This is a genomic window from Streptomyces triticisoli (genome assembly GCF_003270085.1).
Taxonomy (GTDB): Bacteria; Actinomycetota; Actinomycetes; order Streptomycetales; family Streptomycetaceae; genus Streptomyces; species Streptomyces triticisoli.
Genome location: NZ_QFDQ01000025.1, coordinates 1 through 21,611, shown reverse-complemented (window position 1 = coordinate 21,611; position 21,611 = coordinate 1). Strand labels below are relative to the sequence as shown.

General features: G+C 70.5%; 18 protein-coding genes, 1 rRNA gene, 1 pseudogene and 1 riboswitch. Of the genes and pseudogenes, 6 read left to right on the top strand and 14 right to left on the bottom strand.

What is annotated here, in order from left to right; genetic code table 11:
• Both DEP02_RS05055 and DEP02_RS05050 read right to left on the bottom strand, forming a co-directional pair.
• On the bottom strand, positions 1-1,334 hold a 1,334-nt coding region (locus DEP02_RS05055; RefSeq protein WP_112466113.1), incomplete at its 3' end, for a glycoside hydrolase family 43 protein.
• Positions 1,335-1,455: 121 nt separating this feature from the next.
• Positions 1,456-1,689 carry a potassium-transporting ATPase subunit C gene (locus DEP02_RS05050; RefSeq protein ID WP_112466112.1) on the bottom strand — a complete coding sequence of 78 codons (234 nt, stop codon included), beginning with the start codon at positions 1,687-1,689 and terminating at the stop codon, positions 1,456-1,458.
• Between the two features lie 352 nt (positions 1,690-2,041).
• Here DEP02_RS05050 and DEP02_RS05045 point away from each other — a divergent pair, with 352 nt between their 5' ends.
• From DEP02_RS05045 to DEP02_RS05025, 5 genes are all read left to right on the top strand, one after another.
• Complete coding sequence (locus DEP02_RS05045; RefSeq protein ID WP_112466111.1) at positions 2,042-3,991, top strand: APC family permease; 1,950 nt, start codon at positions 2,042-2,044, stop codon at positions 3,989-3,991.
• Between the two features lie 64 nt (positions 3,992-4,055).
• Entirely contained in the window at positions 4,056-4,451 is a 396-nt protein-coding gene (locus tag DEP02_RS05040; protein WP_112466110.1) for a TOBE domain-containing protein, read from the top strand.
• Between the two features lie 106 nt (positions 4,452-4,557).
• The gene (gene modA, locus DEP02_RS05035; protein ID WP_112466109.1) at positions 4,558-5,376 is read left to right on the top strand and encodes a molybdate ABC transporter substrate-binding protein; all 819 of its coding nucleotides are present in this window, start codon (positions 4,558-4,560) and stop codon (positions 5,374-5,376) included.
• Complete coding sequence (locus DEP02_RS05030; RefSeq protein WP_112466108.1) at positions 5,373-6,218, top strand: ABC transporter permease; 846 nt, start codon at positions 5,373-5,375, stop codon at positions 6,216-6,218. Before modA ends, DEP02_RS05030 begins: the two co-directional genes overlap by 4 nt.
• A 52-nt stretch (positions 6,219-6,270) precedes the next feature.
• A complete protein-coding gene (locus DEP02_RS05025; RefSeq protein ID WP_112466107.1) occupies positions 6,271-7,362 on the top strand; it encodes an ABC transporter ATP-binding protein in 1,092 nt (363 codons plus the stop codon).
• Positions 7,363-7,519: 157 nt separating this feature from the next.
• On the opposite strand, the gene gcvP is transcribed toward DEP02_RS05025, so the two are convergent.
• A complete protein-coding gene (gene gcvP / locus DEP02_RS05020; protein ID WP_112466114.1) occupies positions 7,520-10,405 on the bottom strand; it encodes an aminomethyl-transferring glycine dehydrogenase in 2,886 nt (961 codons plus the stop codon).
• A gap of 176 nt (positions 10,406-10,581) precedes the next feature.
• A riboswitch (glycine riboswitch) is annotated at positions 10,582-10,676 on the bottom strand.
• 113 nt (positions 10,677-10,789) lie between these two features.
• On the opposite strand from gcvP, the gene DEP02_RS05015 reads away from it, so the two are divergent.
• Positions 10,790-11,173, top strand: a complete 384-nt coding sequence (locus DEP02_RS05015) for a PRC-barrel domain-containing protein (protein ID WP_112466106.1) — start codon at positions 10,790-10,792, stop codon at positions 11,171-11,173.
• Here DEP02_RS05015 and DEP02_RS05010 read toward each other — a convergent pair.
• The 11 genes and pseudogenes from DEP02_RS05010 to rrf all read right to left on the bottom strand — a co-directional run.
• Positions 11,083-12,602, bottom strand: a pseudogene (locus tag DEP02_RS05010) (DNA polymerase IV). The gene DEP02_RS05015 and the pseudogene DEP02_RS05010 sit on opposite strands and share 91 nt — an antisense overlap.
• A gap of 89 nt (positions 12,603-12,691) precedes the next feature.
• On the bottom strand, positions 12,692-13,330 hold the full coding sequence (locus DEP02_RS05005) for a MerR family transcriptional regulator (protein ID WP_112466105.1): 639 nt from the start codon (positions 13,328-13,330) through the stop codon (positions 12,692-12,694).
• A gap of 212 nt (positions 13,331-13,542) precedes the next feature.
• On the bottom strand, positions 13,543-14,016 hold the full coding sequence (locus tag DEP02_RS05000) for a bifunctional nuclease family protein (protein ID WP_111002881.1): 474 nt from the start codon (positions 14,014-14,016) through the stop codon (positions 13,543-13,545).
• Between the two features lie 83 nt (positions 14,017-14,099).
• On the bottom strand, positions 14,100-14,837 hold the full coding sequence (ftsR, locus tag DEP02_RS04995) for a transcriptional regulator FtsR (RefSeq protein WP_112466104.1): 738 nt from the start codon (positions 14,835-14,837) through the stop codon (positions 14,100-14,102).
• A 39-nt stretch (positions 14,838-14,876) separates the two neighbouring features.
• Positions 14,877-15,830: an FHA domain-containing protein gene (locus DEP02_RS04990; protein WP_112466103.1), complete on the bottom strand. Its 954-nt coding sequence runs from the start codon at positions 15,828-15,830 to the stop codon at positions 14,877-14,879.
• Between the two features lie 61 nt (positions 15,831-15,891).
• The gene (locus DEP02_RS04985; protein WP_112466102.1) at positions 15,892-16,809 is read right to left on the bottom strand and encodes a DUF881 domain-containing protein; all 918 of its coding nucleotides are present in this window, start codon (positions 16,807-16,809) and stop codon (positions 15,892-15,894) included.
• A gap of 5 nt (positions 16,810-16,814) precedes the next feature.
• On the bottom strand, positions 16,815-17,147 hold the full coding sequence (locus tag DEP02_RS04980) for a small basic family protein (protein WP_030808725.1): 333 nt from the start codon (positions 17,145-17,147) through the stop codon (positions 16,815-16,817).
• Positions 17,144-18,049, bottom strand: coding sequence for a DUF881 domain-containing protein (locus DEP02_RS04975; RefSeq protein ID WP_112466101.1), 906 nt, complete (start codon positions 18,047-18,049; stop codon positions 17,144-17,146). Before DEP02_RS04975 ends, DEP02_RS04980 begins: the two co-directional genes overlap by 4 nt.
• A gap of 149 nt (positions 18,050-18,198) precedes the next feature.
• Positions 18,199-20,694, bottom strand: a complete 2,496-nt coding sequence (locus DEP02_RS04970; RefSeq protein WP_112466100.1) for a mannose-1-phosphate guanyltransferase — start codon at positions 20,692-20,694, stop codon at positions 18,199-18,201.
• 115 nt (positions 20,695-20,809) lie between these two features.
• Complete coding sequence (gene clsA, locus DEP02_RS04965) at positions 20,810-21,418, bottom strand: cardiolipin synthase ClsA (protein WP_112466099.1); 609 nt, start codon at positions 21,416-21,418, stop codon at positions 20,810-20,812.
• Positions 21,419-21,528: 110 nt separating this feature from the next.
• Positions 21,529-21,611 (bottom strand): 5S ribosomal RNA (gene rrf / locus DEP02_RS04960); the annotation flags it as partial.

Sequence of the window (21,611 nt, the reverse complement as noted above, 5' to 3'; positions counted from 1 at the left end):
CCGGCCGGCCTCACTCCGGAGGCCGGCCGGCCCAGGGCGGTGGCCGTGGGCGGAGGTACGTCGTCCGTGCGGACGTCCACGGCGAGGGTGAGTGGGCCGGAGGGCACCGGGTGCTGGGCGATCCGCTGGCACAGCGGCCCGATCCGGGCGACCACGCTCACGCCTCCCCCGCCCACTTCCAGGTCGTAGTGGTGCGCCTCGTCCAGGCGGACGGAGAGTCCGGCCCTGCCCGAGCCGGCCTCGACCCGCGCCACCACCCGGCAGTCGGGGTGCTGCTGCCGGCGTCCGACGAAGGTGTGGCCGGGCCGGTCGAGACTGTCGCCGGTCGCGGTCAACGTCAGCCACCCGGGGCGCCGGGTCAGCGACCAGGAGCCGTCCGGCCTGCCGCGCGGGGAGATCCAGTACGGCGCCAGGGCGGGCGCGTCGAAGTCGTCCCGCTCGGGCGGCGAGGGCAGGGGGTGCCAGGCCGCGGGCGCCGGGTGCCGCTCGCGCACCGGACCGACCCGCGGCCACCCGTCCACCCACTCCACCGGAACCAGGAAGGTCTCCCGGCCGAGTACGTGGAACTCCGGGAACCAGCCCCGGGGGCGGGTGCCGAGCAGCACCATCCACCAGGTGCCGTCGGTCGCCTGGACCAGGTCGCCGTGGCCGGTGCACTGGACGGGCAGGTCGGTACTGCGGTGGGACAGGACCGGGTTGTGCGGCGCCGGTTCGTAGGGCCCGCGCGGGGAGCGGGAGCGGGCGATCGAGACGCTGTGACCGTGCCCGGTACCGCCCTCGGCCAGCATCAGGTACCACCAGTCGCCGATCCGGTACAGGTGCGGTGCCTCGGGGTGCTGCATTCCGGTCCCGGACCACACCGGCAGCGGCCCCTCCAGCACCTTGCCGGTCGCCGGGTCGATGCGGGCCAGTCCCACTCCGGCCAGGGCGCACCAGCAGTTCCCCTCGTCGTCCCAGGCCAGGTCGGGGTCGATCCCGGGCAGATCGATCCAGACCGGGTCGGACCACGGGCCCTCGGGACGTTCGGCGCCGACCAGGAAGGTTCCCCCGCCGCCGACGCTGGTGGTGATCACGTGGAAGCGGCCGTCGTGGTGGCGGATCGTCGGCGCGTAGATGCCGGCGGAGGCCGGGAGGTCATCCGGCAGGGCCAACTGCCCCGGCCGGTCCAGGACGTTGCCGATCTGTCGCCAGTTGACCAGGTCGCGGCTGTGGAACAGCGGGACTCCGGGAAAGTACTCGAAGCTGGAGCACACCAGGTAGTAGTCCTCGCCCACCCGGCACACGCTGGGGTCGGGATGGAAGCCGCCGATCACGGGGTTGTGGTACGTCCGCACGGGCGTGAAGTCCCTTCGCCGAGGCTTCTCGAAACTTTCGCCGCGGAAGGCGAAGCTTACGGAGTCGCACTGTAGGCGCGGCTCCGGACAGGGACAAGGGAGCGCGGACGCCGGGCCGCCGTCAGCGGCTCGTGGTCAACTCCCTGAGCGCGAGGCTGAGTTGGAGGACGTTGACATGCGGCTCGCCGATACGGCCGAGGGTGCGGCCCTCGGTGTGCTCCCGCACCTGCTGCTCGATCCGGGCGACCGGCAGGTGGTCGCGCCCGGCGCCCCGGTGGGCCTGGAGACGCGCGTACGCCGGGGAGACGTCCGGTCGGGGCCCGGACCCCGAGGAGGTCACGGCGTCGGCCGGCACCTGGGAGGCTTCACCTCGGAGCCGGGCGTGGGGTCGGTCTTCACCACCTCGGCCGGCCTGCTCGACCGGCTTGACGTTCCCCTTACGCGGGTCTCGCGCCCGGAATCATGACGCTGAGTGTCCGCCCCGGTCCGCGTGGCCGCCCGTTCCCCGTACGGCCCAGGGCGGGCAGAAAACCGCGGCTTGCCTGGTACCACGGTGGGTTCAGGGCCGTCGCGGCCGTTCTTAACAGAAGATTGATGCTCATTCACCCGGGTATCCGTGGGCCTCCGTGTCACTCTCCGCATACGCTGGTGGCCTGTCCGCGTGCTGGCCCGATCCACACGCGGAGCCGCCCCTCAGGAGCAGGGCCATGACCACCACCGAACGCCCTCCCAGCCGTCTGCGCGCCTGGATGCTGGAGGGCCTGTCCGACATGGGCAAGGGGATTCAGCAGGCCCCGCACGCCGTGCCGGAGCACCCGCACAGGGGACAGCGGTGGTACAGAGTGATGTGCCTGACCGGCGTGGACTACTTCTCGACCCTCGGCTACCAGCCCGGCATCGCGGCCCTCGCGGCCGGCCTGCTGTCTCCGATCGCCACCCTCGTCCTGGTCCTCGTCACCCTCGTGGGCGCCCTGCCGGTGTACCGCAGGGTGGCTGTGGAGAGCCCCCACGGCGCGGGTTCGATCGCGATGCTGGAGCGGCTGCTGTCGTTCTGGCAGGGCAAGCTGTTCGTGCTCACCCTGCTCGGCTTCGCCGCCACCGACTTCCTGATCACCATGACCCTGTCGGCCGCCGACGCCTCCACCCACCTGGTGCAGAACCCGCATCTGACAAGCACGCTGCACGGCCATCAGATGCTGATCACACTGCTCCTCATCGCACTGCTCGGCGGGGTCTTCCTCAAGGGCTTCGTGGAGGCGATCGGCGTGGCGTTCGTGCTGGTCGGCGCCTATCTCACGCTGAACGCCGTCGTGGTGGTCGTCGGCCTGGCGCACGTCCTCACCGCCGGTCACGTGGTCACCGACTGGACCGGCGCCCTGACCGCCCAGCACGGCAACGTCCTCCTCATGGTCGGCGTCGCCCTGATCGTCTTCCCCAAGCTCGCGCTCGGCCTGTCCGGCTTCGAGACCGGCGTCGCCGTCATGCCGCATGTGCGGGGCGACCCGGACGACACCGAGGAGCGGCCGACCGGCCGGATCCGGGACACCAGGAAGCTGCTCACCACGGCCGCGTTGATCATGAGCGGCTTCCTGATCACCACCAGCTTCATCACCACGCTGCTGATCCCGGCGCAGGAGTTCAAGCCCGGCGGCCAGGCCAACGGACGTGCGCTGGCCTACCTGGCGCACGCGTACCTCGGCAACGGCTTCGGCACGGTCTACGACATCTCGACCATCCTGATCCTGTGGTTCGCGGGCGCCTCCGCGCTGGCCGGGCTGCTCAACCTGATGCCGCGGTACCTGCCCCGCTACGGCATGGCCCCGCACTGGGCCAGGGCGGTCCGCCCGATGGTCATCATCTTCACCCTGATCGGCTTCCTGGTCACCTGGATCTTCGACGCCAACGTCGACAGGCAGGGCGGCGCGTACGCCACCGGCGTGCTCGTACTGATCAGCTCCGCGGCGATCGCGGTGACCATCGCCGCCCGCAAGGCCGGCCAGCACAACTGGACCATCGCGTTCGGTGTGATCTCGGCCGTCTTCCTCTACACCACCGTCGTCAACATCATCGAGCGCCCCGACGGCGTGAAGATCGGCGCCTGCTTCATCGCCGGCATCATCCTGGTCTCGCTGCTGTCGCGGCTGGCCCGCTCCTTCGAGCTGCGGGTGACCAGTGTGACGTTGGACGACATGGCCGAACGGTTCGTCAGGGACATCGCCAGCCGCAAGATCCGGTTCATCGCCCACGAACCCCACCGGCGGGACAAGGCCGAGTACCGCGACAAGCTCGAGCAGATCCACAGCGAGAACGACATCCCGGCCACGGAGGACTTCGTCTTCGTCGAGGTGACGGTCACCGACCCCTCGGAGTTCGAGGCCGGCCTGACGGTGCGTGGCGAGGTCGTGCACGACCGCTACCGGGTGCTGACCCTGGAGTCCTCCTCCGTCCCCAACGCCCTGGCCGCCCTCCTCCTCCACGTCCGGGAGAGGACGGGCCGCATCCCGCACATCTACTTCCAGTGGACGGAGGGCAACCCCCTCGCCAACTTCCTGCGTTTCTTCCTCTTCGGCCAGGGCGAGGTCGCTCCGGTCACCCGCGAGGTGCTGCGCGAGGCGGAGCCGGACCGTGCCCGGCGCCCGCGCGTGCACACCGGCTGAGCCACGCCCACCGGTGACCGGCCCCGGGTCACCGTGCGCCGCCCCCGGCTCTATCGTGACCGGCATGCAGTCCTACACGATCGGGCAGGCGGCCCGACTGCTCGGCGTCAGCCCGGACACCGCGCGCCGCTGGGCGGACGCCGGCCGGGTGACCACCCACCGCGACGACAGCGGACGCCGGCTCATCGACGGGCGGGATCTCGCCGCCTTCTCCGTCGAGCTCGCCAGGACCGGGGGCGGCGAGGAGGCCCCCTCGTACACCTCGGTCCGCAACGCCTTCCCGGGGATCGTGACCGCCGTCAAGCTCGGTGACGTCGCGGCCCAGGTCGAGATCCAGGCCGGCCCGCACCGCCTGGTCTCGCTGCTGACCCGGGAGGCCGTCGAGGAGCTGGGCCTGGAGGTCGGCATGGAGGCCACTGCCCGGGTGAAGTCGACAAACGTCCATATCGACCGGACGTGACCGACCGGGAAGTGGAGTCGCATATGCCAACCTGAGGCGAACTCTGCCCAGCTCATGCGATGCGACAAGGGGCTGCACCTGGCAGTTGCGGCAGTATCATCACGGCATGACGACCCGTTCCGCACACCGGACCAGGACGCTGCAGGTGGCCGGCACGGGCGCCGCGGCGCTGCTGGCGCTGAGCGCCTGCTCCTCCCCCACGGGCTCGTCGGGGGACTCCGGCTCCTCGGCGAACGGCACGCCGACGCTGTCCGGCACGGTCACCGTCTTCGCCGCCGCCTCGCTGAAGGAGAGCTTCACGATGCTCGGCAAGAAGTTCGAGCAACAGCATCCGGGCACCAAGGTCACCTTCAGCTTCAGCGGCAGCGACACCCTCGCCGCGGGCATCACCGGCGGCGCCCCCGCCGACGTGTTCGCCGCCGCCAGTACCAGGACCATGGCGATCGTGACCGACAAGCAGGACACGGCCGGCACGCCGGTCACCTTCGCCCGGAACCGGCTGGAGATCGCGACCCTGCCGGGCAACCCCCACAAGATCTCCTCCCTGAGGGATCTCACCCGGTCCGGTCTGAAGGTCGCCCTGTGCGACAGGACGGTGCCCTGCGGCGCCGCCGCGCAGAAGGCGTTCGCCGCGAGCGGCCTCCGCCTCACACCCGTCTCCTACGAGCAGGACGTCAAGAGCGCCCTGACCAAGGTGGAGCTGAAGGAGGCCGACGCGGCCGTCGTCTACAGGACCGACGTGAGGGCGGCCGGTGACAGGGTCCGGGGCGTGGAGTTCCCCGAATCGGCCGAGGCCGTCAACGACTACCCGATCACCCTGCTCAAGAACGCGCCCCACGCCACGGCGGCCAAGGCGTTCATCCAGCTGGTGACGTCCGCCGAGGGCCAGAAGGTGCTGGCCCGGGCAGGATTCCTGAAACCATGACCGAGCCGGCCCAGGCCCACACCGTGACCCCGGAGAACAGGTCACGGCACGGCCGCCCCCGCCGAGGCGCGCCCCTGCCCCTGATGCTCCCGGCCCTGGTGGGCCTGGCCTTCCTGCTGCTGCCGCTGCTCGCCCTGCTGATCCGGGCCCCCTGGCGCAGCCTGCCGGAGCAGCTGACCAGCGCCGAGGTGTGGCAGGCGCTCCAGCTGTCCCTGGTCAGCGCCACCGCCGCCACCGCCGTGAGCCTGGTCCTCGGCGTCCCACTGGCCTGGCTGCTGGCCCGTACGGACTTCCCCGGGCGCGGGCTGGTACGGGCCCTGGTGACCCTGCCGCTCGTGCTGCCCCCGGTAGTGGGCGGCGTGGCCCTGCTGCTGGCACTGGGCCGGAACGGCGTCGTCGGGCAGTGGCTGGACGCCTGGTTCGGGATCACTCTGCCGTTCACCACCGCCGGGGTGGTGGTCGCGGAGACGTTCGTGGCCATGCCGTTCCTCGTCATCAGTGTCGAGGGCACGCTACGGGCCGCCGACCCGCGCTACGAGGAGGCGGCCACCACGCTGGGCGCCTCCCGCTTCACCGCGTTCCGCCGGGTCACCCTGCCGCTGATCGCGCCCGGCATCGCCGCGGGCGCCGTACTCGCCTGGGCGCGGGCGCTCGGCGAGTTCGGCGCGACGATCACGTTCGCGGGCAACTTCCCCGGCCGTACGCAGACCATGCCGCTGGCGGTCTATCTGGCCCTGCAGAACGACCCGGCCGCCGCGATCGCCCTGAGCCTGGTGCTGCTGGCGGTGTCGATCGCGGTACTTGCGGGTCTGCGGGACCGTTGGACGACGGCCTCCACATGACCACGGCTTCGCTCCCGATCAGGATCCGCCCCGCTTCCAGGACGGTCACCTCATGACCGACATCGACGAGACCCCGGCCGGCCTCCGCGCCCTGGACCTGCCCGGCCAGGGCCTGGACGCCCGCCTCGTCGTCGACCGCGGCACCTTCCGCCTCGACGTGGCCCTGACCGCCGCCCCCGGGGACGTCGTCGCGCTGCTCGGCCCGAACGGCGCCGGCAAGACCACGGCCCTGCGCGCGCTCGCCGGCCTGGACCCGCTCACCGGCGGGCACCTGCGCCTGGACGGCGCCGCCCTGGACCGTACGCCGCCCGAGGCGCGGCCGGTCGGGGTCGTCTTCCAGGACTACCTGCTCTTCCCGCACCTGTCCGCCCTGGACAACGTCGCGTTCGGACCGCGCTGTCGGGGCGCGACCAAGGCCGAGGCCCGCGCGCAGGCCGCCGAGTGGCTGACCCGCATGGGCCTGGCCGGTCACTCCGGTGCCAAGCCCCGCCGTCTGTCCGGCGGCCAGGCCCAGCGCGTGGCCCTCGCCCGCGCCCTGGCCACCCGGCCCCGGCTGCTGCTCCTCGACGAGCCGCTCGCCGCGCTCGACGCCCGTACCCGCCTGGAGGTCCGCGCGCAGCTGAGGCGGCACCTCGCCGAGTTCGAGGCCGTGGCCGTCCTGGTCACCCACGACCCGCTGGACGCGATGGTGCTGGCCGACCGGCTGGTCGTCGTCGAGCACGGCCGGGTCGTCCAGGAGGGCACCCCGTCCGACATCGCCCGCCGCCCGCGCACGGACTACATCGCGCAACTGGTCGGCCTCAACCTCTACCGCGGCCGGGCCGACGGGCACACCGTCCGGCTGGAGGACGGCCCCGCGCTCACCACCACCGAGGACCTGTCCGGACCGGTGTTCGTGGCCTTCCCGCCGGGCGCGGTCACCCTCCACCGGGACCGCCCCACCGGCTCCAGCGCGCGCAACCTGTGGCGCTGCGAGGTCGCCGGCCTGGAGACCCACGGCAACCAGATCCGCGCGGACCTCACCGGCGCCCTCCCCCTCGCCGCCGATCTGACCACCGTCGCCGCCGCCGAACTCGACCTGCACCCGGGTGCGGTGGTCTGGGCAGCCGTCAAGGCGGCGCAGACCCACGCCTACCCGGCCTGACCCGCCCGCACAGGACGAGGGCCCCGCCCCGGCCTCGAAACGAAACGGCCGGGGCGGGGCCCCTCACATGTGCCGGGCCCTGTCTTCCCGTTCCCGTCGTCCGCCCGAAGGGCGGGCCGCGCGGCAGGCGGGAATGCGACGACAGGGCCTACGGCGCTCAGTCCTCGTACGCGTCCAGCGGCGGGCAGGAACAGACCAGGTTCCGGTCACCGAAGGCCTGGTCGATACGGCGCACCGGCGGCCAGTACTTGTCGGCGACCGGGACACCGGCCGGGAAGACGGCCTCCTCACGGCTGTAGGCGTGCTCCCACTGGCCGCCGAGCGCGGCGGCGGTGTGCGGGGCGTTCCGCAGCGGGTTGTCGTCCGCGGGCCACTCGCCGGAGGCGACCTTCTCGACCTCGGCGCGGATCGCGATCATCGCCTCGCAGAACCGGTCCAGCTCGGCCAGGTCCTCGGACTCGGTCGGCTCGATCATGAGCGTGCCGGCCACCGGGAAGGACATCGTCGGCGCGTGGAAGCCGTAGTCGATCAACCGCTTGGCGATGTCGTCCACGGTCACGCCGGTCGCCTTGGTCAGCGGCCGCAGGTCGATGATGCACTCGTGCGCGACCAGGCCGCCGGGGCCGGTGTAGAGCACCGGGTAGTGGTGCTCGAGGCGCTTGGCGATGTAGTTGGCGGACAGGACGGCCACCTGCGTGGCCCGCTTGAGGCCCTCGCCGCCCATCAGACGGACGTACGCCCAGGAGATCGGCAGGATGCCCGCCGAGCCCCACGGCGCGGCCGAGACCGGGCCGACTCCGGTGCCGGGACCGGCCTCGGGCTGCATCGGGTGGTTGGGCAGGTACGGCGCCAGGTGGGAGCGTACGGCCACCGGGCCGACGCCCGGACCGCCGCCGCCGTGCGGGATGCAGAACGTCTTGTGCAGGTTCAGGTGGGAGACGTCGCCGCCGAAGTGGCCCGGCTTGGCGAGGCCGACCAGGGCGTTGAGATTGGCGCCGTCGACGTACACCTGGCCGCCGGCCTCGTGGACGGCCGCGCAGATGTCGGCGACATGCTCCTCGAACACGCCGTGCGTGGACGGGTAGGTGATCATCAGCACCGCGAGCTCGTCGCGGTACTGCTCGATCTTCGCCCGCAGGTCCTCGATGTCGATCTCGCCGTCCTCGGCGGTCTTGACCACGACGACCTTCATGCCGGCCATCACGGCGCTGGCTGCGTTGGTGCCGTGCGCGGAGGACGGGATGAGGCAGACCGTGCGCTGCTCGTCGCCGTTCGCGCGGTGGTAGGCACGCACGGCGAGTAGACCGGCCAGCTCGCCCTGGGATCCGGCGTTCGGCTGCAGGGAGACCTTGTCGTAGCCGGTGACCTCGGCGAGACGGTCCTCCAGCTCCCGGATGAGCGTGAGGTAGCCCTGCGCCTGCTCGGCGGGCGCGAAGGGGTGCAGTCCGCCGAACTCCGGCCAGGTGACCGGCTCCATCTCGGTGGTCGCGTTGAGCTTCATGGTGCAGGAGCCCAGCGGGATCATGCCGCGGTCGAGCGCGTAGTCACGGTCGGCGAGCCGGCGCAGGTAGCGCAGCATCGCGGTCTCGGAGCGGTGCTGGTGGAAGACGGGGTGGGTGAGGTAGGCGTCGGTGCGCAGCAGCGCCTCGGGCAGGGCCTCCTCGGCCGCGGCGTCCAGTGCCTCGGTGTCGCCCTCGACTCCGAAGGCGGTCCACACGGCGCTCAGCTGCTCACGCGTGGTGGTCTCGTCGCAGGCGATGGAGACCTGGTCGGCGTCGACGAGTCGCAGGTTGACGCCGCCCTCGCGTGCGGCGGCGACGACCTCGGCGGCCCGCCCCTCGGCCTTGACGGTCAGCGTGTCGAAGTAGGCGCCGTGGACGAGCTCGGCACCACCGGCCTTGAGCCCTTCGGCGAGGATCGTGGCGTAGCGGTGGGTGCGCCGGGCGATGGTCTTCAGGCCCGCGGGGCCGTGGTGGACGGCGTACATGCCGGCCATGACGGCGAGCAGCACCTGGGCGGTGCAGATGTTGCTGGTGGCCCTCTCGCGGCGGATGTGCTGCTCGCGCGTCTGCAGGGCGAGGCGGTAGGCCTGGTCGCCGTCGGCGTCGACCGAGACGCCGACCAGGCGGCCGGGCAGGCTGCGGGCGAACTTCTCGCGCACCGCCATGTAGCCGGCGTGCGGACCGCCGAAGCCCATCGGCACGCCGAAGCGCTGGGTGGTGCCGACCGCGATGTCCGCGCCCAGCTCGCCCGGCGACTTCAGCAGCGTGAGGGCGAGCAGGTCGGCGGCGACGGTGACCAGGGCGCCCAGTTCGTGCGCCTGGTCGATGACGGGCTTCAGGTCGCGTACGGCACCGGAGGCGCCCGGGTACTGCAGGAGTACGCCGTTGATCTCGCGTTCGGCGATGTCCGCCGGGATGCCCTCGGTCAGGTCGGCGACGACGACCTCGACGCCGGTCGGCTCGGCGCGGGTCTGGATGACGGCGATGGTCTGCGGCAGCGCGTCCGCGTCGACCAGGAACAGGCCCTTCTTGTTCCTGCCCATGCGCCGGGACAGCGCCATGGCCTCGGCGGCGGCGGTGCCCTCGTCGAGCAGGGAGGCGCCGGAGGTCGGCAGGCCGGTGAGGTCGGCGACCATGGTCTGGAAGTTCAGCAGCGCCTCGAGGCGGCCCTGGGAGATCTCCGGCTGGTACGGGGTGTAGGCGGTGTACCAGGCCGGGTTCTCCATGACGTTGCGCAGGATGACCGGCGGGGTGAAGGTGCCGTAGTAGCCGAGTCCGATCATCGAGCCGAGGACCTGGTTGCGGTCGGCGAGGGAACGCAGCTCGGCCAGCACCTCGGGCTCGGTGCGGGCACCCGGCAGGTCGAGCGCCTCGGCGCTCTTGATGACATCGGGCACCGCGGCGGTCGTGAGCTCGTCGAGCGAGCCGTAGCCGACCTGCGCGAGCATCTTGGCCCGCGCCTCCTGGTCGGGCCCGATGTGGCGCTGCTCGAAGGGGATGCCCTGTTCGAGCTCGGAGAGCGGAATGCGCTGGGCGGTCATTACGGAGGCCTCCTGGTCTGACACGACCTTCGAGGGACACCACGGCACGGGTGCCCCGACGGCCTCCCCCTCTGTCATCTCAACCTGAGAGCTTCACCGGGCTGCCCGCGGGCTCCCGGTTTTCACCGTCGGTGAGAGCGGACGCCGTCGACACCCGCTCTGCTTTCCAGAGTGACCTCGTCCGTGCGGTACGTGTGCCTGAGAGATTCCGGGGAGGATTTGCTCCTTCGGCGCCTCCGGTGGTGCCGGAGGGCTCTCCCGCACGGGGTCAGCAGCCGCTGCCAGCGTACCAGCGGGGCGGGTGCCGGGGCCTTCGAGTGGCCGTCATACCGATTGTGCTCTTTTGTAGTGGTTACGGATGAATTGCGACCATGTGGAGGGACCGTGCAGACCGAGATCGATCCGCGCAACCTGATCGGCCGCAAGGCGTTCGACCGCAATGGCCACAAGATCGGCACGGTGGACGAGGTCTACCTCGACGACGCGACCGGTGTACCGGAGTGGGCGGCCATACGCACCGGCCTGTTCTCCCGGGACGCCTTCGTGCCCCTGGAACCCAGCGAGCTGGTCGAGGGGACGCTGCGGGTCCCCTTCGACCGCTCCCTGATCAAGGCGGCCCCCGACTTCGGCGTGGGCCGCCACCTCTCGCCCGAGCAGGAACTGCAGCTCTACCACCACTACGGCCTGGACGTCGCCCCTTCCCCCGCCTCCCCGGACCGCGACTTCGGCAACCTGGCGGGCTCCGGCTCGGGCCCGGACGAGACCTGACCCCCGGGCAGCGTCAGCCCCCTTCGACGGCAGCCTGCGAGGACACGCGACCGTCCGCCCCGGCCCCCGACAGCGCCGTGTCCTCGGGGCCTGGGAGTATGCGGTGCACCAGGGGGAGAGGGTCCGCCGGTTCCAGGTCCGGGTCGTCGGTGGGAAAGGTGCGTATCCGGCCCGGTGGGGAACCGGGGGTCTCGAAGCGGACGGTGACGCGGCCGAGCCCGCTGCCCTGGACCCAGCCGTGACCGTACTCGGCGTGCCGCACGTCGTGGCCGGCGGGCCAGCGCCGCTCGGCGGGGGCCGGCTGGTCCGCGGCCGGCCCCCGCACCGGCTCTTCGACAAGGCTCTCGGTCTCCGCGCCCGCCGCCTGGGCGAACAGGTCCTCCTGGGTGTAGTCGGCGAGTCCGGACACGCCCACGCCGAGCAGCCGTACGCCGCCCGTGGTGTCCACGGAGCCCAGCAGCCGGGCAGCCGCCTCCCGCACCACCGCGGGGTCGTCCGTGGGCCCGCGCAGGGTCTCGGACCGGGTCAGGGTGGAGAAGTCGTAGCGGCGCACTTTCAGCACGATGGTCCGTCCCGACAGCCCGGCCGCGCGCAGCCGCCGTACGCACCGGTCGGCGAGCCGCCGCACCTCCATGCCAACCCGGACGCGGTCGTGGATGTCCACGTCGTAGGTGTCCTCGACCGACACCGACTTGGCCTCGCGCTCGGCGACGACGGACCGCTCGTCGTGGGCCATCGCCATGGCGTACAGCGCGTGGCCGTGCGCCTTGCCCAGCAGCCGTACGAGCTCGTCCTCACCCGCTTCGGCGAGCTCGTCGACGGTGTGGATCCCGGCCCGCCGCAGATGGTCGCCCGTCGCCGGCCCGACGCCCGGCAGGGTCCGCACGGGCATGGGCCCGAGCAGGGCCCGCTCGGTGCCGGGCTCGATGAGCACCAGCCCGTCGGGCTTGGCCTTCTCGGAGGCGACCTTGGCGAGCATCTTGGAGGCGGCCAGCCCCACGGAGCCGGTCAGCCCCGTGACGGCCCGGATGTCGGCACGCAGCCTGGCCCCCGCCAGCCGGGCCGAGTCCGCGTCCCAGGCCGCTCCCCCGGCCTCCAGGTCCACGAACGCCTCGTCCAGGCTCAGTGGCTCCACCAGCGGCGACAGGGCCCTCAGCAACCCCAGCACCTGCTCGCTGATGGACCGGTAGAAGGCGAAGCGCGGCGTCAGGTACGCGGCGTTCGGCGCCAGCCGCCGTGCCTGGGCCATCGGCATCGCCGAGTGGACGCCGAAGACCCGCGCCTCGTACGACGCGGTGGCCACCACTCCGCGCGGTCCGAGCCCGCCCACGACGACGGCCTTCCCGCGCAGGCTCGGTTTGGACGCCTGCTCCACCGACGCGAAGAAGGCATCCATGTCGAGATGCAGGATCGTGGGCGCGTTTCTCACATCCACGATGCTGCACCACGCCACTGACAACGGACCCCGCGCGGAGCCGTTCCGAGGGCCCCGAGGCGTGAGCGCCGATCCGCGGGCCGTCAGACCGCGCGGTTGCGGCGCCGGGCGAGCTCGTCGCCGGGGTTGTGCCCCACCAGGGTCTCCCCGGTGTCGATGCGCTCACCGTGCAACTGCGACAGCGCGCTCTCCACATCGCGCCACACCACGCCGACCGCGATGCCGAAGATCCCCTGGCCCCCCTGGAGCAGGGCGTGCACCTCGTCGGGCGACGTGCACTCGTAGACCGTGGCGCCGTCGCTCATCAGCGTCATCCGCTCCAGGTCGCGAAAGCCGCGCTCCCGCAGGTGCTGGACGGCCGTACGGATGTTCTGCAGCGAGACGCCGGTGTCGAGGAACCGCTTGACGATCTTCAGGACGACGACGTCGCGGAAGCTGTACAGGCGCTGCGTGCCGGAGCCGTAGGCGGGCCTCACACTCGGCTCCACCAGGCCGGTGCGCGCCCAGTAGTCCAGTTGCCGGTAGGTGATGCCGGCGGCGGCGCAGGCCGTCGGGCCGCGGTAGCCGATCTGCTCGGACGTCATGGACGTCGCCCCTCCGCTGCTCGGCACGGCCGTCGGTCGCAGCGGAGCGAGATCGGCCGCGCTGCCCTGCTGGGGGTGACTTCCCCGGACACCGCGTCCGGGGGCACCCCCAGCCGTACCGTCGCCGCTGCTTCTCACGCCGACCTCCGTCCTCGACCTGCCTCCTCGACGGTAGGCAGTCACCAGGGGTGCGTCAACGATCGCCACACTCGGCACGCCGAGTGATAATCACCCTAAGAGTGGTTTCGCGTACCCCAATGCCGGGAAAGGCTAGCCGAATGCCCGGGCGGCAGGCCTCAGGACTCCATACGGCCGACGGCACACGGGGACGTTTCACCGGCTGCTGGTTCTCACTGGCTGCTGCTGCCGAAGTCCTCCGGCGAGATCTGGTCGAGGAACTCGCGGAACTTCTCCACCTCGTCCTCCTGCTCGTCCGGAATCGCGATACCCGCGTCGTCGAGCACCGTGTCGCTGCCGAAGATCGGCGTTCCGGTACGCAGCGCCAGAGCTATGGCGTCGGACGGCCGGGCGCTCACTTCGACCCCGCTGGCGAAGACCAGCTCCGCGTAGAAGACGCCCTCACGCAGATCCGTGATGCGCACTTCCGTGAGCTCCTGGCCGACGGCCTCCAGCACGTCCTTGAACAGGTCGTGGGTCAGCGGCCTGGCAGGGGCCATGCCCTGCTGGGCGAAGGCGATCGCCGTCGCCTCCCCCGGCCCGATCCAGATGGGGAGGTAACGGTCGCCTCCCACTTCACGCAGGAGCACGATCGGTTGGTTGGAGGGCATCTCGACCCGGACACCTACGACATCGAGCTCGTTCACACAGCAACCCTAGGCCGTGCCCGGGACGTTTGGGTAGTCGGGCCGGGAACGGGGGGACGATCCGGCCGCCGCGACCGGCCCGGTCAGGGCAGCCGCACCCCGAGCGCCGTCTGCACCAGGGCCGCGTGCAGCCGCACCGTGAGCGCCGCCAGCTCCTTCGTGCGGGCTTCGGCATGAGCCCTGGTCTGCGGATTGCGGTGCCTCTTGAGCGGGGCCACCACCTGGTCGACCAGCCCGGCCTCCCGGTCGGCGGCCGCCTTCATCACCCGCAGGTGACGTGGCTCGATTCCGAAGCGTCCCAGCTCACAGACGAGCGAGGCCACGGTCACCGCCTCGGCGTCGTAGGAACCGTCCGCCAACGGGGTGAGGAGCCCGTACGACTCCCACTCCTGAAGCGCCGCTTCCTCGATCCCGGCGGCCACGAGCAGCTCGGCCCGCCCGATCCGGGCCGCCGTGGGCGCTTCGACGACCGGCGCCCCGGCCTCGCCGTCGCGCTGCCGGCCGAGCACCGGCAGCTGGACCGCCTCGCCGCGCTCCATCGCCTCCAGGTACTCGCGGATCACCTTCAGCGGCAGGTAGTGGTCACGCTGCATCCTCAGAACCAGGGCGAGTCGCTCGACGTCGTCCGCGCTGAACTTGCGATACCCCGAGGGGGTCCGCCGCGGCTCGACGAGCCCCTCCGACTCCAGGAAACGGATCTTGGAGATGGTGACCTCGGGGAACTCTGCACGCAGCACGTTCAGCACCGTGCCGATGCTGATCAGCCCACTGTCCGCGGCGGCGGTGCCGTGTCCCGCACCGCCGCTCGATGTTCGAAGCATGGACCTTCCCTGGGATCCCCCGGACTGCGGTCCGGGGGGTCAGATGCCCTGCCGGCTCGAGTAGAACACCAGCCGGTACTTTCCGATCTGCACCTCGTCGCCGTTGGACAGGGCGACCTGGTCGATCCGCTCCCGGTTGACGTACGTGCCGTTCAGACTGCCGACGTCGGCCACCGTGAACGAGCCGTCCGGGCTGCGGCGGAACTCCACGTGGCGGCGCGAGACCGTCACGTCGTCCAGGAAGATGTCGCTCTGCGGATGACGCCCGGCCGTGGTCAGATCGCCGTCCAGCAGGAAGCGGCTGCCGGAGTTCGGCCCGCGGCGCACGACCAGCAGGGCCGAGCCGAGCGGCAGCGCGTCGACGGCCGCCTGTGCCTCCGGGGAGAGCATCGGCGTCTGGCCGGTGGTCTCGGCGTCGTACGCCTCCAGGCCGGAGATGGAGATCGTGGACGTCGTCTCCGAGGGACGCTCCGGTGTCGCACCGGCCCGCAACGGCGCACCGCAGTTGGAGCAGAAGCGGCTGTTCTGCGCGTTGCGGTTACCGCACCTCGTACACACCAGGGCCGACATGGGCGGATCCTCCTGCTGCGGCTGTCCCGCCGGGGCATCGGACGCGTACGGGTCGGCGGCAAACCCTCCGCCCGTGCCTGAGGTTGGCGGTTGCCCGAAACCTATGCCGCCCGACTGGGCAGGGTCAACCGACGGCGCGCCCTGACCACCTGGAATGTCACTTCCCTGACCGGCCACCTGGTCCCGGAACAGCGGACGCCGGTCCTCGGCCTCGGACTGTGCGCGATGGCGGGCCGTCGCGTTGTCGCTGCCCTCTCGCGCGCTCTTGCCGAACAACTTCGCAAACAACTTCACGGGCGATTCCCCTTGACCGAAACAGACCCGCCCGTGGGGCAGGACGAACCCTGACTGCGTACACCGGTCGACCCGGACATCCTCACAACGTCCGTATCCACCAAACAGTTTCCACCACGCACCACCCAATCGGTGCGTCGACCCCCCGCAACCTCATGCCCCTGCCGGACAGCCGCCATGCACCGCCGGTTCACTGCGGGGACGACCGAGCGTAGTCAGGGCGCTTCGCTGCCCGCAAGGCGTCCACGACGATCTTGTCCGACTGCTCGACGGTCACGGTGGCCTGCTCCTTCTCGAGAGTCTGTACCACGCCGCCAGGAATGTTGAGCGCCGGCTCGAGATCCTGCGGCTTGCCGATGACCTGGAAACGATAGGGCGCTCCGATCTTGTTCCCGTCGACGGCAACACTCTTGCCGGAGTCGGTCAGATAGGTACCCGCGACCACCCGTACCCCGTTGATCTGGATCGCCTCCGCACCAGCCGCGCGCAGCTCCTGTATCGCGTCGAGCAGCATGTCCGCCTGGACCATCCCCTTCGTGTCCTCGATCGTCATCGTTATGCCGGGCCCCTGCGCGCCCACCGTGCCCGCCAGGATGCCGAGTTGCTTCTCCTTCTCGGCCGTCTGCCTGCGGGCCTCCTCGGCCTGGTCCGAACTGTTCTCCAGCTCCTGTCGCTGCTTCTCGAGGCCCTGCTTCTCGTCCTCAAGACGCTGATTACGGTCGTCCAGTTCATCGAGGATGCGAACAAGATCTTCCTGTCGGGCGCCGCGCAGCGCGCTGTCACCGTCGCTGTTGGAGGCGACCTGGACGGCGAGCCCGAACCCGAGGCCGAACAGCAGTAGGGCGACGACGAGTTGGGCCCGGGTGAAGCGCGGCGGCCACAGGCCCTTCACCAGCCGCTGGCGGCCCGTCAGCGCGGGCTCGGAGACCTCCTCGGCGCCTTGGCCGTCGGCAGCGGTCGCCTCCGCCACGGAGGCGGCATCGGTCTCGACGGCCGCCGGCGGGGGCACTTCCTCGGGCAACTCCCTGCGCAGCGACCGCGGCTCGGGCCGTTCGTCGCGGATGTCCGCGCTCCGCCCGGTCTCGGGCAGTTCGTCCTGGTTGTTCATCGCTCTCACGCCCGGAACACGTGCCGTCGGATCGCCGCGGCGTTGGAGAAGATACGGATGCCGAGGACGACCACGACCCCCGTGGACAGCTGAGCACCCACGCCCAACTCGTCGCCCAGGAACACGATCAGCGCGGCGACGACCACGTTCGACAGGAACGACACGACGAACACCTTGTCGTCGAAGATGCCGTCGAGCATGGCCCGCAGACCACCGAAGACGGCGTCCAGCGCCGCCACCACGGCGATCGGCAGATAAGGCTCGACGACCGCCGGAACCTCGGGCCGGACCAACAGGCCGGCCACCACTCCCACGACGAGGCCCAGTACGGCGATCACGATGTGCCCTTCTCAGTGCTCGGCTGTGCTGTACGTACGATCACACTCGGTGCGGCGGGCAGCCGGAGGTCGCTCTCCACGGAGATGCTGGTCCGGATGCCGTAGTTGTTCCGCAAAGCATCCAGGTACAGCCCGTCGGGGCTGTCCTGGAAGCGGGAGCTCAGCCTGTTCCCGTCCCCCACCGCGAGCACCGTGTACGGCGGCACCAGCGGCCTGTTGTCGACCAGTATGGCGTCACCCGCGGCCCTGATCGCCGACAGGGCGGTCAGTCGCTGCCCGTTGATCGCGACGGCCTCGGCCCCCGACTGCCACAACCCGTTGACCACCCGCTGCATGTCCCGGTCGCGCACCCGCCCGGTGTCGGAGAAACCCGATGCCCCGCGCGGGCCGCCGCTGCCGCCGCTGCCGACTTCCCTGGCGTCGTTCACGACGAGCTTCACACCGGGCCCGTGCACTTCGGTGGCGCCCGCCAGCACACCCACCAGGTCGGCCTGGGCGTCGCCGCCGCTGTGCCGGAGCGCCCGGCGCTGCCGCGCGCTCACATCGTCGCGCAGCTTGTCGACGGTGTCCTCGAGCCTGTCGGCCGCCGCCGTCTCGCGGTCGATGCGGTCGATCAACTCCTGGCGCTCCTTGGCGACGACCGGGGCCGCCACGCGCGCCTGTGCCGCTCCCACTGTCACGACCAGCGCGGCCAGCACCAGGCCGGCCGCCAGCCCCAGTTTCGCTCCGACGGTTTTCGGCACGCCGCTCTCGCCCGCGGCCTTCTTCCGCGCGGCGGCCTCGGCGTAGCCGTCGTCGAGGCTGTGATCCATGACATTGGTGATCAACGACATGGAAGCATCCGGACGGGAGGGCCGCGCGGGGTTGCTCCGAATGGGGGGTTGCTGCGGCATGCCGCACATCGTCGCACGTCGCGACCGAGACCTATGAACGGCCCCACCGGCATGCCGGACAGGCCCCCTTGGGGGACACTTGTCCGGCACGCGCGCGTGCTGTCCATTTTACCGGTCGGCTTGTCGGTTTTACCGGCCGATGCCGTGTTCTACCTGTTCTACCGGCCGGCGCTGTCCACCACCGCCGACCACTCGTCCAGCAGTGCCTGGGCGGAGGCGTCGTCGGGCCCCTCGGCCCACAGGTGGGTGACCGCCTCGGCCGGGTCCGGCAGGACCATCACCCAGCGCCCGTCGGCCTCCACGACCCGCACCCCGTCCGTGGTGTCCACGAAGCGGTCTCCGGCCTCCTCGACGACCCGGCGCATCACCAGGCCCTTGACCGCCCACGGAGTCGCCAGGTCCCGCTTGAGGACGTGCGCCCGCGGGATCCGGGCGTCGATCTGGCTGAGAGTGAGCTGCGTGCGCGCCACCAACCCGATGAGCCGTACGAAGGCCGCCGTACCGTCGTAGACACTGCCGAACTCCGGGACGATGAACCCGCCCTTGCCATCACCGCCGAAGATCGTCCCCTCCTCGCCACCGACCCGCGTGAGGTCGTCCGGAGAGGTCGTCGTCCACTCGACCTGGGTGCCGTGGTAGGCGGCCACCTGCTCGGCGATGCGCGTGGTGGTCACCGGAAGCGCCACCCGGCCGCTGCGCCGCTCGGCGGCCACGAGGTCGAGCATCACCAGCAGCGCCCGGTCGTCCTCGATGATGCGGCCCTTCTCGTCGACGAGTGACAGCCGCTCGCCCACCGGGTCGAACCGCACACCGAACGCGGCCCCGGAGGACGCCACGATCTCGCCCAGCCGCACCAGGCCCGAGCGCCGCATCTCGGCGGTCTCCGTCGGCCGGCTCTCGTCGAGGCCGGGATTGATCGTCAGCGAGTCCACGCCGAGCTTGCCGAGCAGGCTGGGCAGGACAAGACCGGAGCTGCCGTTCGAGGCGTCCACGACGACCTTCAGCCCCGACTCGGCGATCCCGGTGGTGTCGACGTTACGCAGCAGCGAACCGGTGTACGCGTCAAAGACGCTGGCCGGGAAGTAGAGGTCACCGATCTCGCCCGGGAACGCGCGCCGGTACTCCTGGCGGGCGAAGATCCGGTCCAGCTTCCGCTGACCGCCCTGGGACAAATCGGCGCCCTGGCTGTCGAAGAACATGATGTCGACCGAGTCCGGCACCCCGGGCGTGGTCCGGATCATGATGCCGCCGGCGCTGCCGCGCGCGGTCTGCTGCCGGGCGACGGGCAACGGTACGTTCTCCAGGTCCCGTACGTCGATCGCGCTGGCCTGGAGGGCCGAGATGACCGCCCGTTTGAGCGCGCGGGCACCACGGGAGTGGTCGCGGGCCGTGGTGACCGTGGAGCCCTTCTTGAGCGTGGTCGCATAGGCACCGGCGAGGCGTACGGCCAGCTCCGGGGTGATCTCCACGTTCAGGATGCCGGACACTCCACGCGCCCCGAAGAGGTGCGCCTGGCCCCGCGACTCCCAGATGACCGAGGTGTTGACGAAGGCGCCCGCCTCGATCGTCTTGAACGGGTAGACCCGCACATTGCCCTGCACGATCGATTCTTCGCCGATCAGGCACTCGTCACCGATGACCGCGCCGTCCTCGATCCGCGCCGCGCGCATGATGTCGGTGTTCTTGCCGACCACACAGCCGCGCAGATTGCTGTGCTGTCCGATGTACACATTGTCGTGCACCACGGCCTTGTGCAGGAAGGCGCCGCTCTTCACGACGACGTTGGAGCCGACGACGCTGTGTTCCCGGATTTCGGCGCCGGCCTCCACCTTGGCGTAGTCGCCGATGTACAGCGGCCCGCGCAGATCCGCGTCCGGGTGCACCTCGGCGCCCTCGGCGACCCAGACGCCCGGGGAGATCTCGAAGCCGTCGATCTCGACGTCGACCTTGCCTTCCAGGACGTCGGCCTGCGCCTTCACATAGCTCTCGTGGGTGCCGACGTCCTCCCAGTAGCCCTCGGCGACATAGCCGTAAATCGGCTTGCCTTCCTTCATCAGCTGCGGGAAGACATCGCCGGACCAGTCGACCGGGACATCCGGCTCGACATAGTTGAACACCTCGGGCTCCATCACATAGATGCCCGTGTTCACGGTGTCGGAGAAGACCTGACCCCAGGTCGGCTTCTCCAGGAAACGCTCGACCTTGCCCTCTTCGTCGACGATGGTGATGCCGAATTCCAACGGATTGGGCACGCGCGTGAGACACACGGTCACCAGCGCACCCTTTTCCTTGTGGAAATTGATCAGCTCGGTGAGGTCGAAGTCGGTCAGGGCATCACCGGAGATGACGAGGAAGGCATCGTCCTTCAATGCCTCCTCGGCGTTCTTGACGCTTCCGGCGGTACCGAGTGGCTTCTCCTCATTGGCATAGCTGAGCTCCATCCCGAGCTCCTCGCCGTCACCGAAGTAGTTCTTGACCAGCGAAGCCAGGAACTGGACCGTGACGACGGTCTCGTTCAGCCCATGCCTTTTGAGCAGCCTCAGCACGTGCTCCATGATCGGCCGGTTGACCACCGGCAGGAGCGGTTTGGGCATACTCGAGGTCATCGGGCGAAGGCGTGTGCCTTCGCCTCCGGCCATCACGACGGCCTTCATGTCGGAAGCGTCCTCCTCCAGAGACGACGATCTGGCCGACTTCACCCGTCCTGATTGTCCCGCACTTTTCCGAAGCGGGCCATCGGAGCCACTGCGGCTGCCTCAATGGGCGAACTCAGTCGGCCATGGCGTCCGCACGAACCAAGCGGCGGACTTGTACCACGTAGAGGACTCCTGCCCACCAATAGAGCGTTGTACCCCATCCGGCGAACGCCCATCCGAAAATAGCTGCGAGTGACGCGATCCAACCGCTGCCGTCACTGAGCAGCAGCAGCGGGAAAGCGTACATCAGGTTGAACGTCGCCGCCTTCCCAAGGAAGTTGACCTGCGGCGGCGGGTAGCCGTGGCGCCTGAGGACGCCCACTGCCACCAGCAACATCAATTCTCGGGCCAGGAGCAGCGCGGTCAGCCAGAGCGGCAGGATCTCGCGCCAGGTGAGGCCGAGGAGTGTGGAGAGAACATAGAGCCGGTCAGCCGCGGGGTCGAGCAGCCGGCCGAGGCTGCTGACCTGGTTCCACCGCCTCGCGAGCTTGCCGTCCAGGTAGTCACTGACCCCGCTCAGCGCCAGTACCAGCAGGGCCCAGCCGTCGCTCTTGGGTCCGCCGAACTCCGGCCTGAGAATCAGCCACAGGAAGAGAGGCACGCCCAGCAGCCGTGCCATGCTGAGGATGTTCGGGATGGTGAGGACCCTGTCCGTCTGGACCTGGGTCTCCTGGACCTCCACCCGGGGGCCTCCTGGGGAAAACGTGCCGACGATGCCTCCTGACTTTACCTCAATGCAAAAAAGCTCTGGCTCTTGGGCTGTGTTGCCCAAGAGCCAGAGCTCTAAAAGGAGTTCGGCGGCGTCCTACTCTCCCACAGGGTCCCCCCTGCAGTACCATCGGCGCGGTGAGGCTTAGCTTCCGGGTTCGGAATGT

What these genes read in the sequence shown, in the direction of transcription:
- DEP02_RS04985 (WP_112466102.1), bottom strand. Translation starts at nt 16,809, where the DNA reads ATGAACAACCAGGACGAACTGCCCGAGACCGGGCGGAGCGCGGACATC.
- gcvP (WP_112466114.1), bottom strand. Translation starts at nt 10,405, where the DNA reads ATGACCGCCCAGCGCATTCCGCTCTCCGAGCTCGAACAGGGCATCCCC.
- ftsR (WP_112466104.1), bottom strand. Translation starts at nt 14,837, where the DNA reads ATGCTTCGAACATCGAGCGGCGGTGCGGGACACGGCACCGCCGCCGCG.
- modA (WP_112466109.1), top strand. Translation starts at nt 4,558, where the DNA reads ATGACGACCCGTTCCGCACACCGGACCAGGACGCTGCAGGTGGCCGGC.
- DEP02_RS05045 (WP_112466111.1), top strand. Translation starts at nt 2,042, where the DNA reads ATGACCACCACCGAACGCCCTCCCAGCCGTCTGCGCGCCTGGATGCTG.
- DEP02_RS04975 (WP_112466101.1), bottom strand. Translation starts at nt 18,049, where the DNA reads ATGTGCGGCATGCCGCAGCAACCCCCCATTCGGAGCAACCCCGCGCGG.
- DEP02_RS04970 (WP_112466100.1), bottom strand. Translation starts at nt 20,694, where the DNA reads ATGAAGGCCGTCGTGATGGCCGGAGGCGAAGGCACACGCCTTCGCCCG.
- DEP02_RS05030 (WP_112466108.1), top strand. Translation starts at nt 5,373, where the DNA reads ATGACCGAGCCGGCCCAGGCCCACACCGTGACCCCGGAGAACAGGTCA.
- DEP02_RS05025 (WP_112466107.1), top strand. Translation starts at nt 6,271, where the DNA reads ATGACCGACATCGACGAGACCCCGGCCGGCCTCCGCGCCCTGGACCTG.
- DEP02_RS05040 (WP_112466110.1), top strand. Translation starts at nt 4,056, where the DNA reads ATGCAGTCCTACACGATCGGGCAGGCGGCCCGACTGCTCGGCGTCAGC.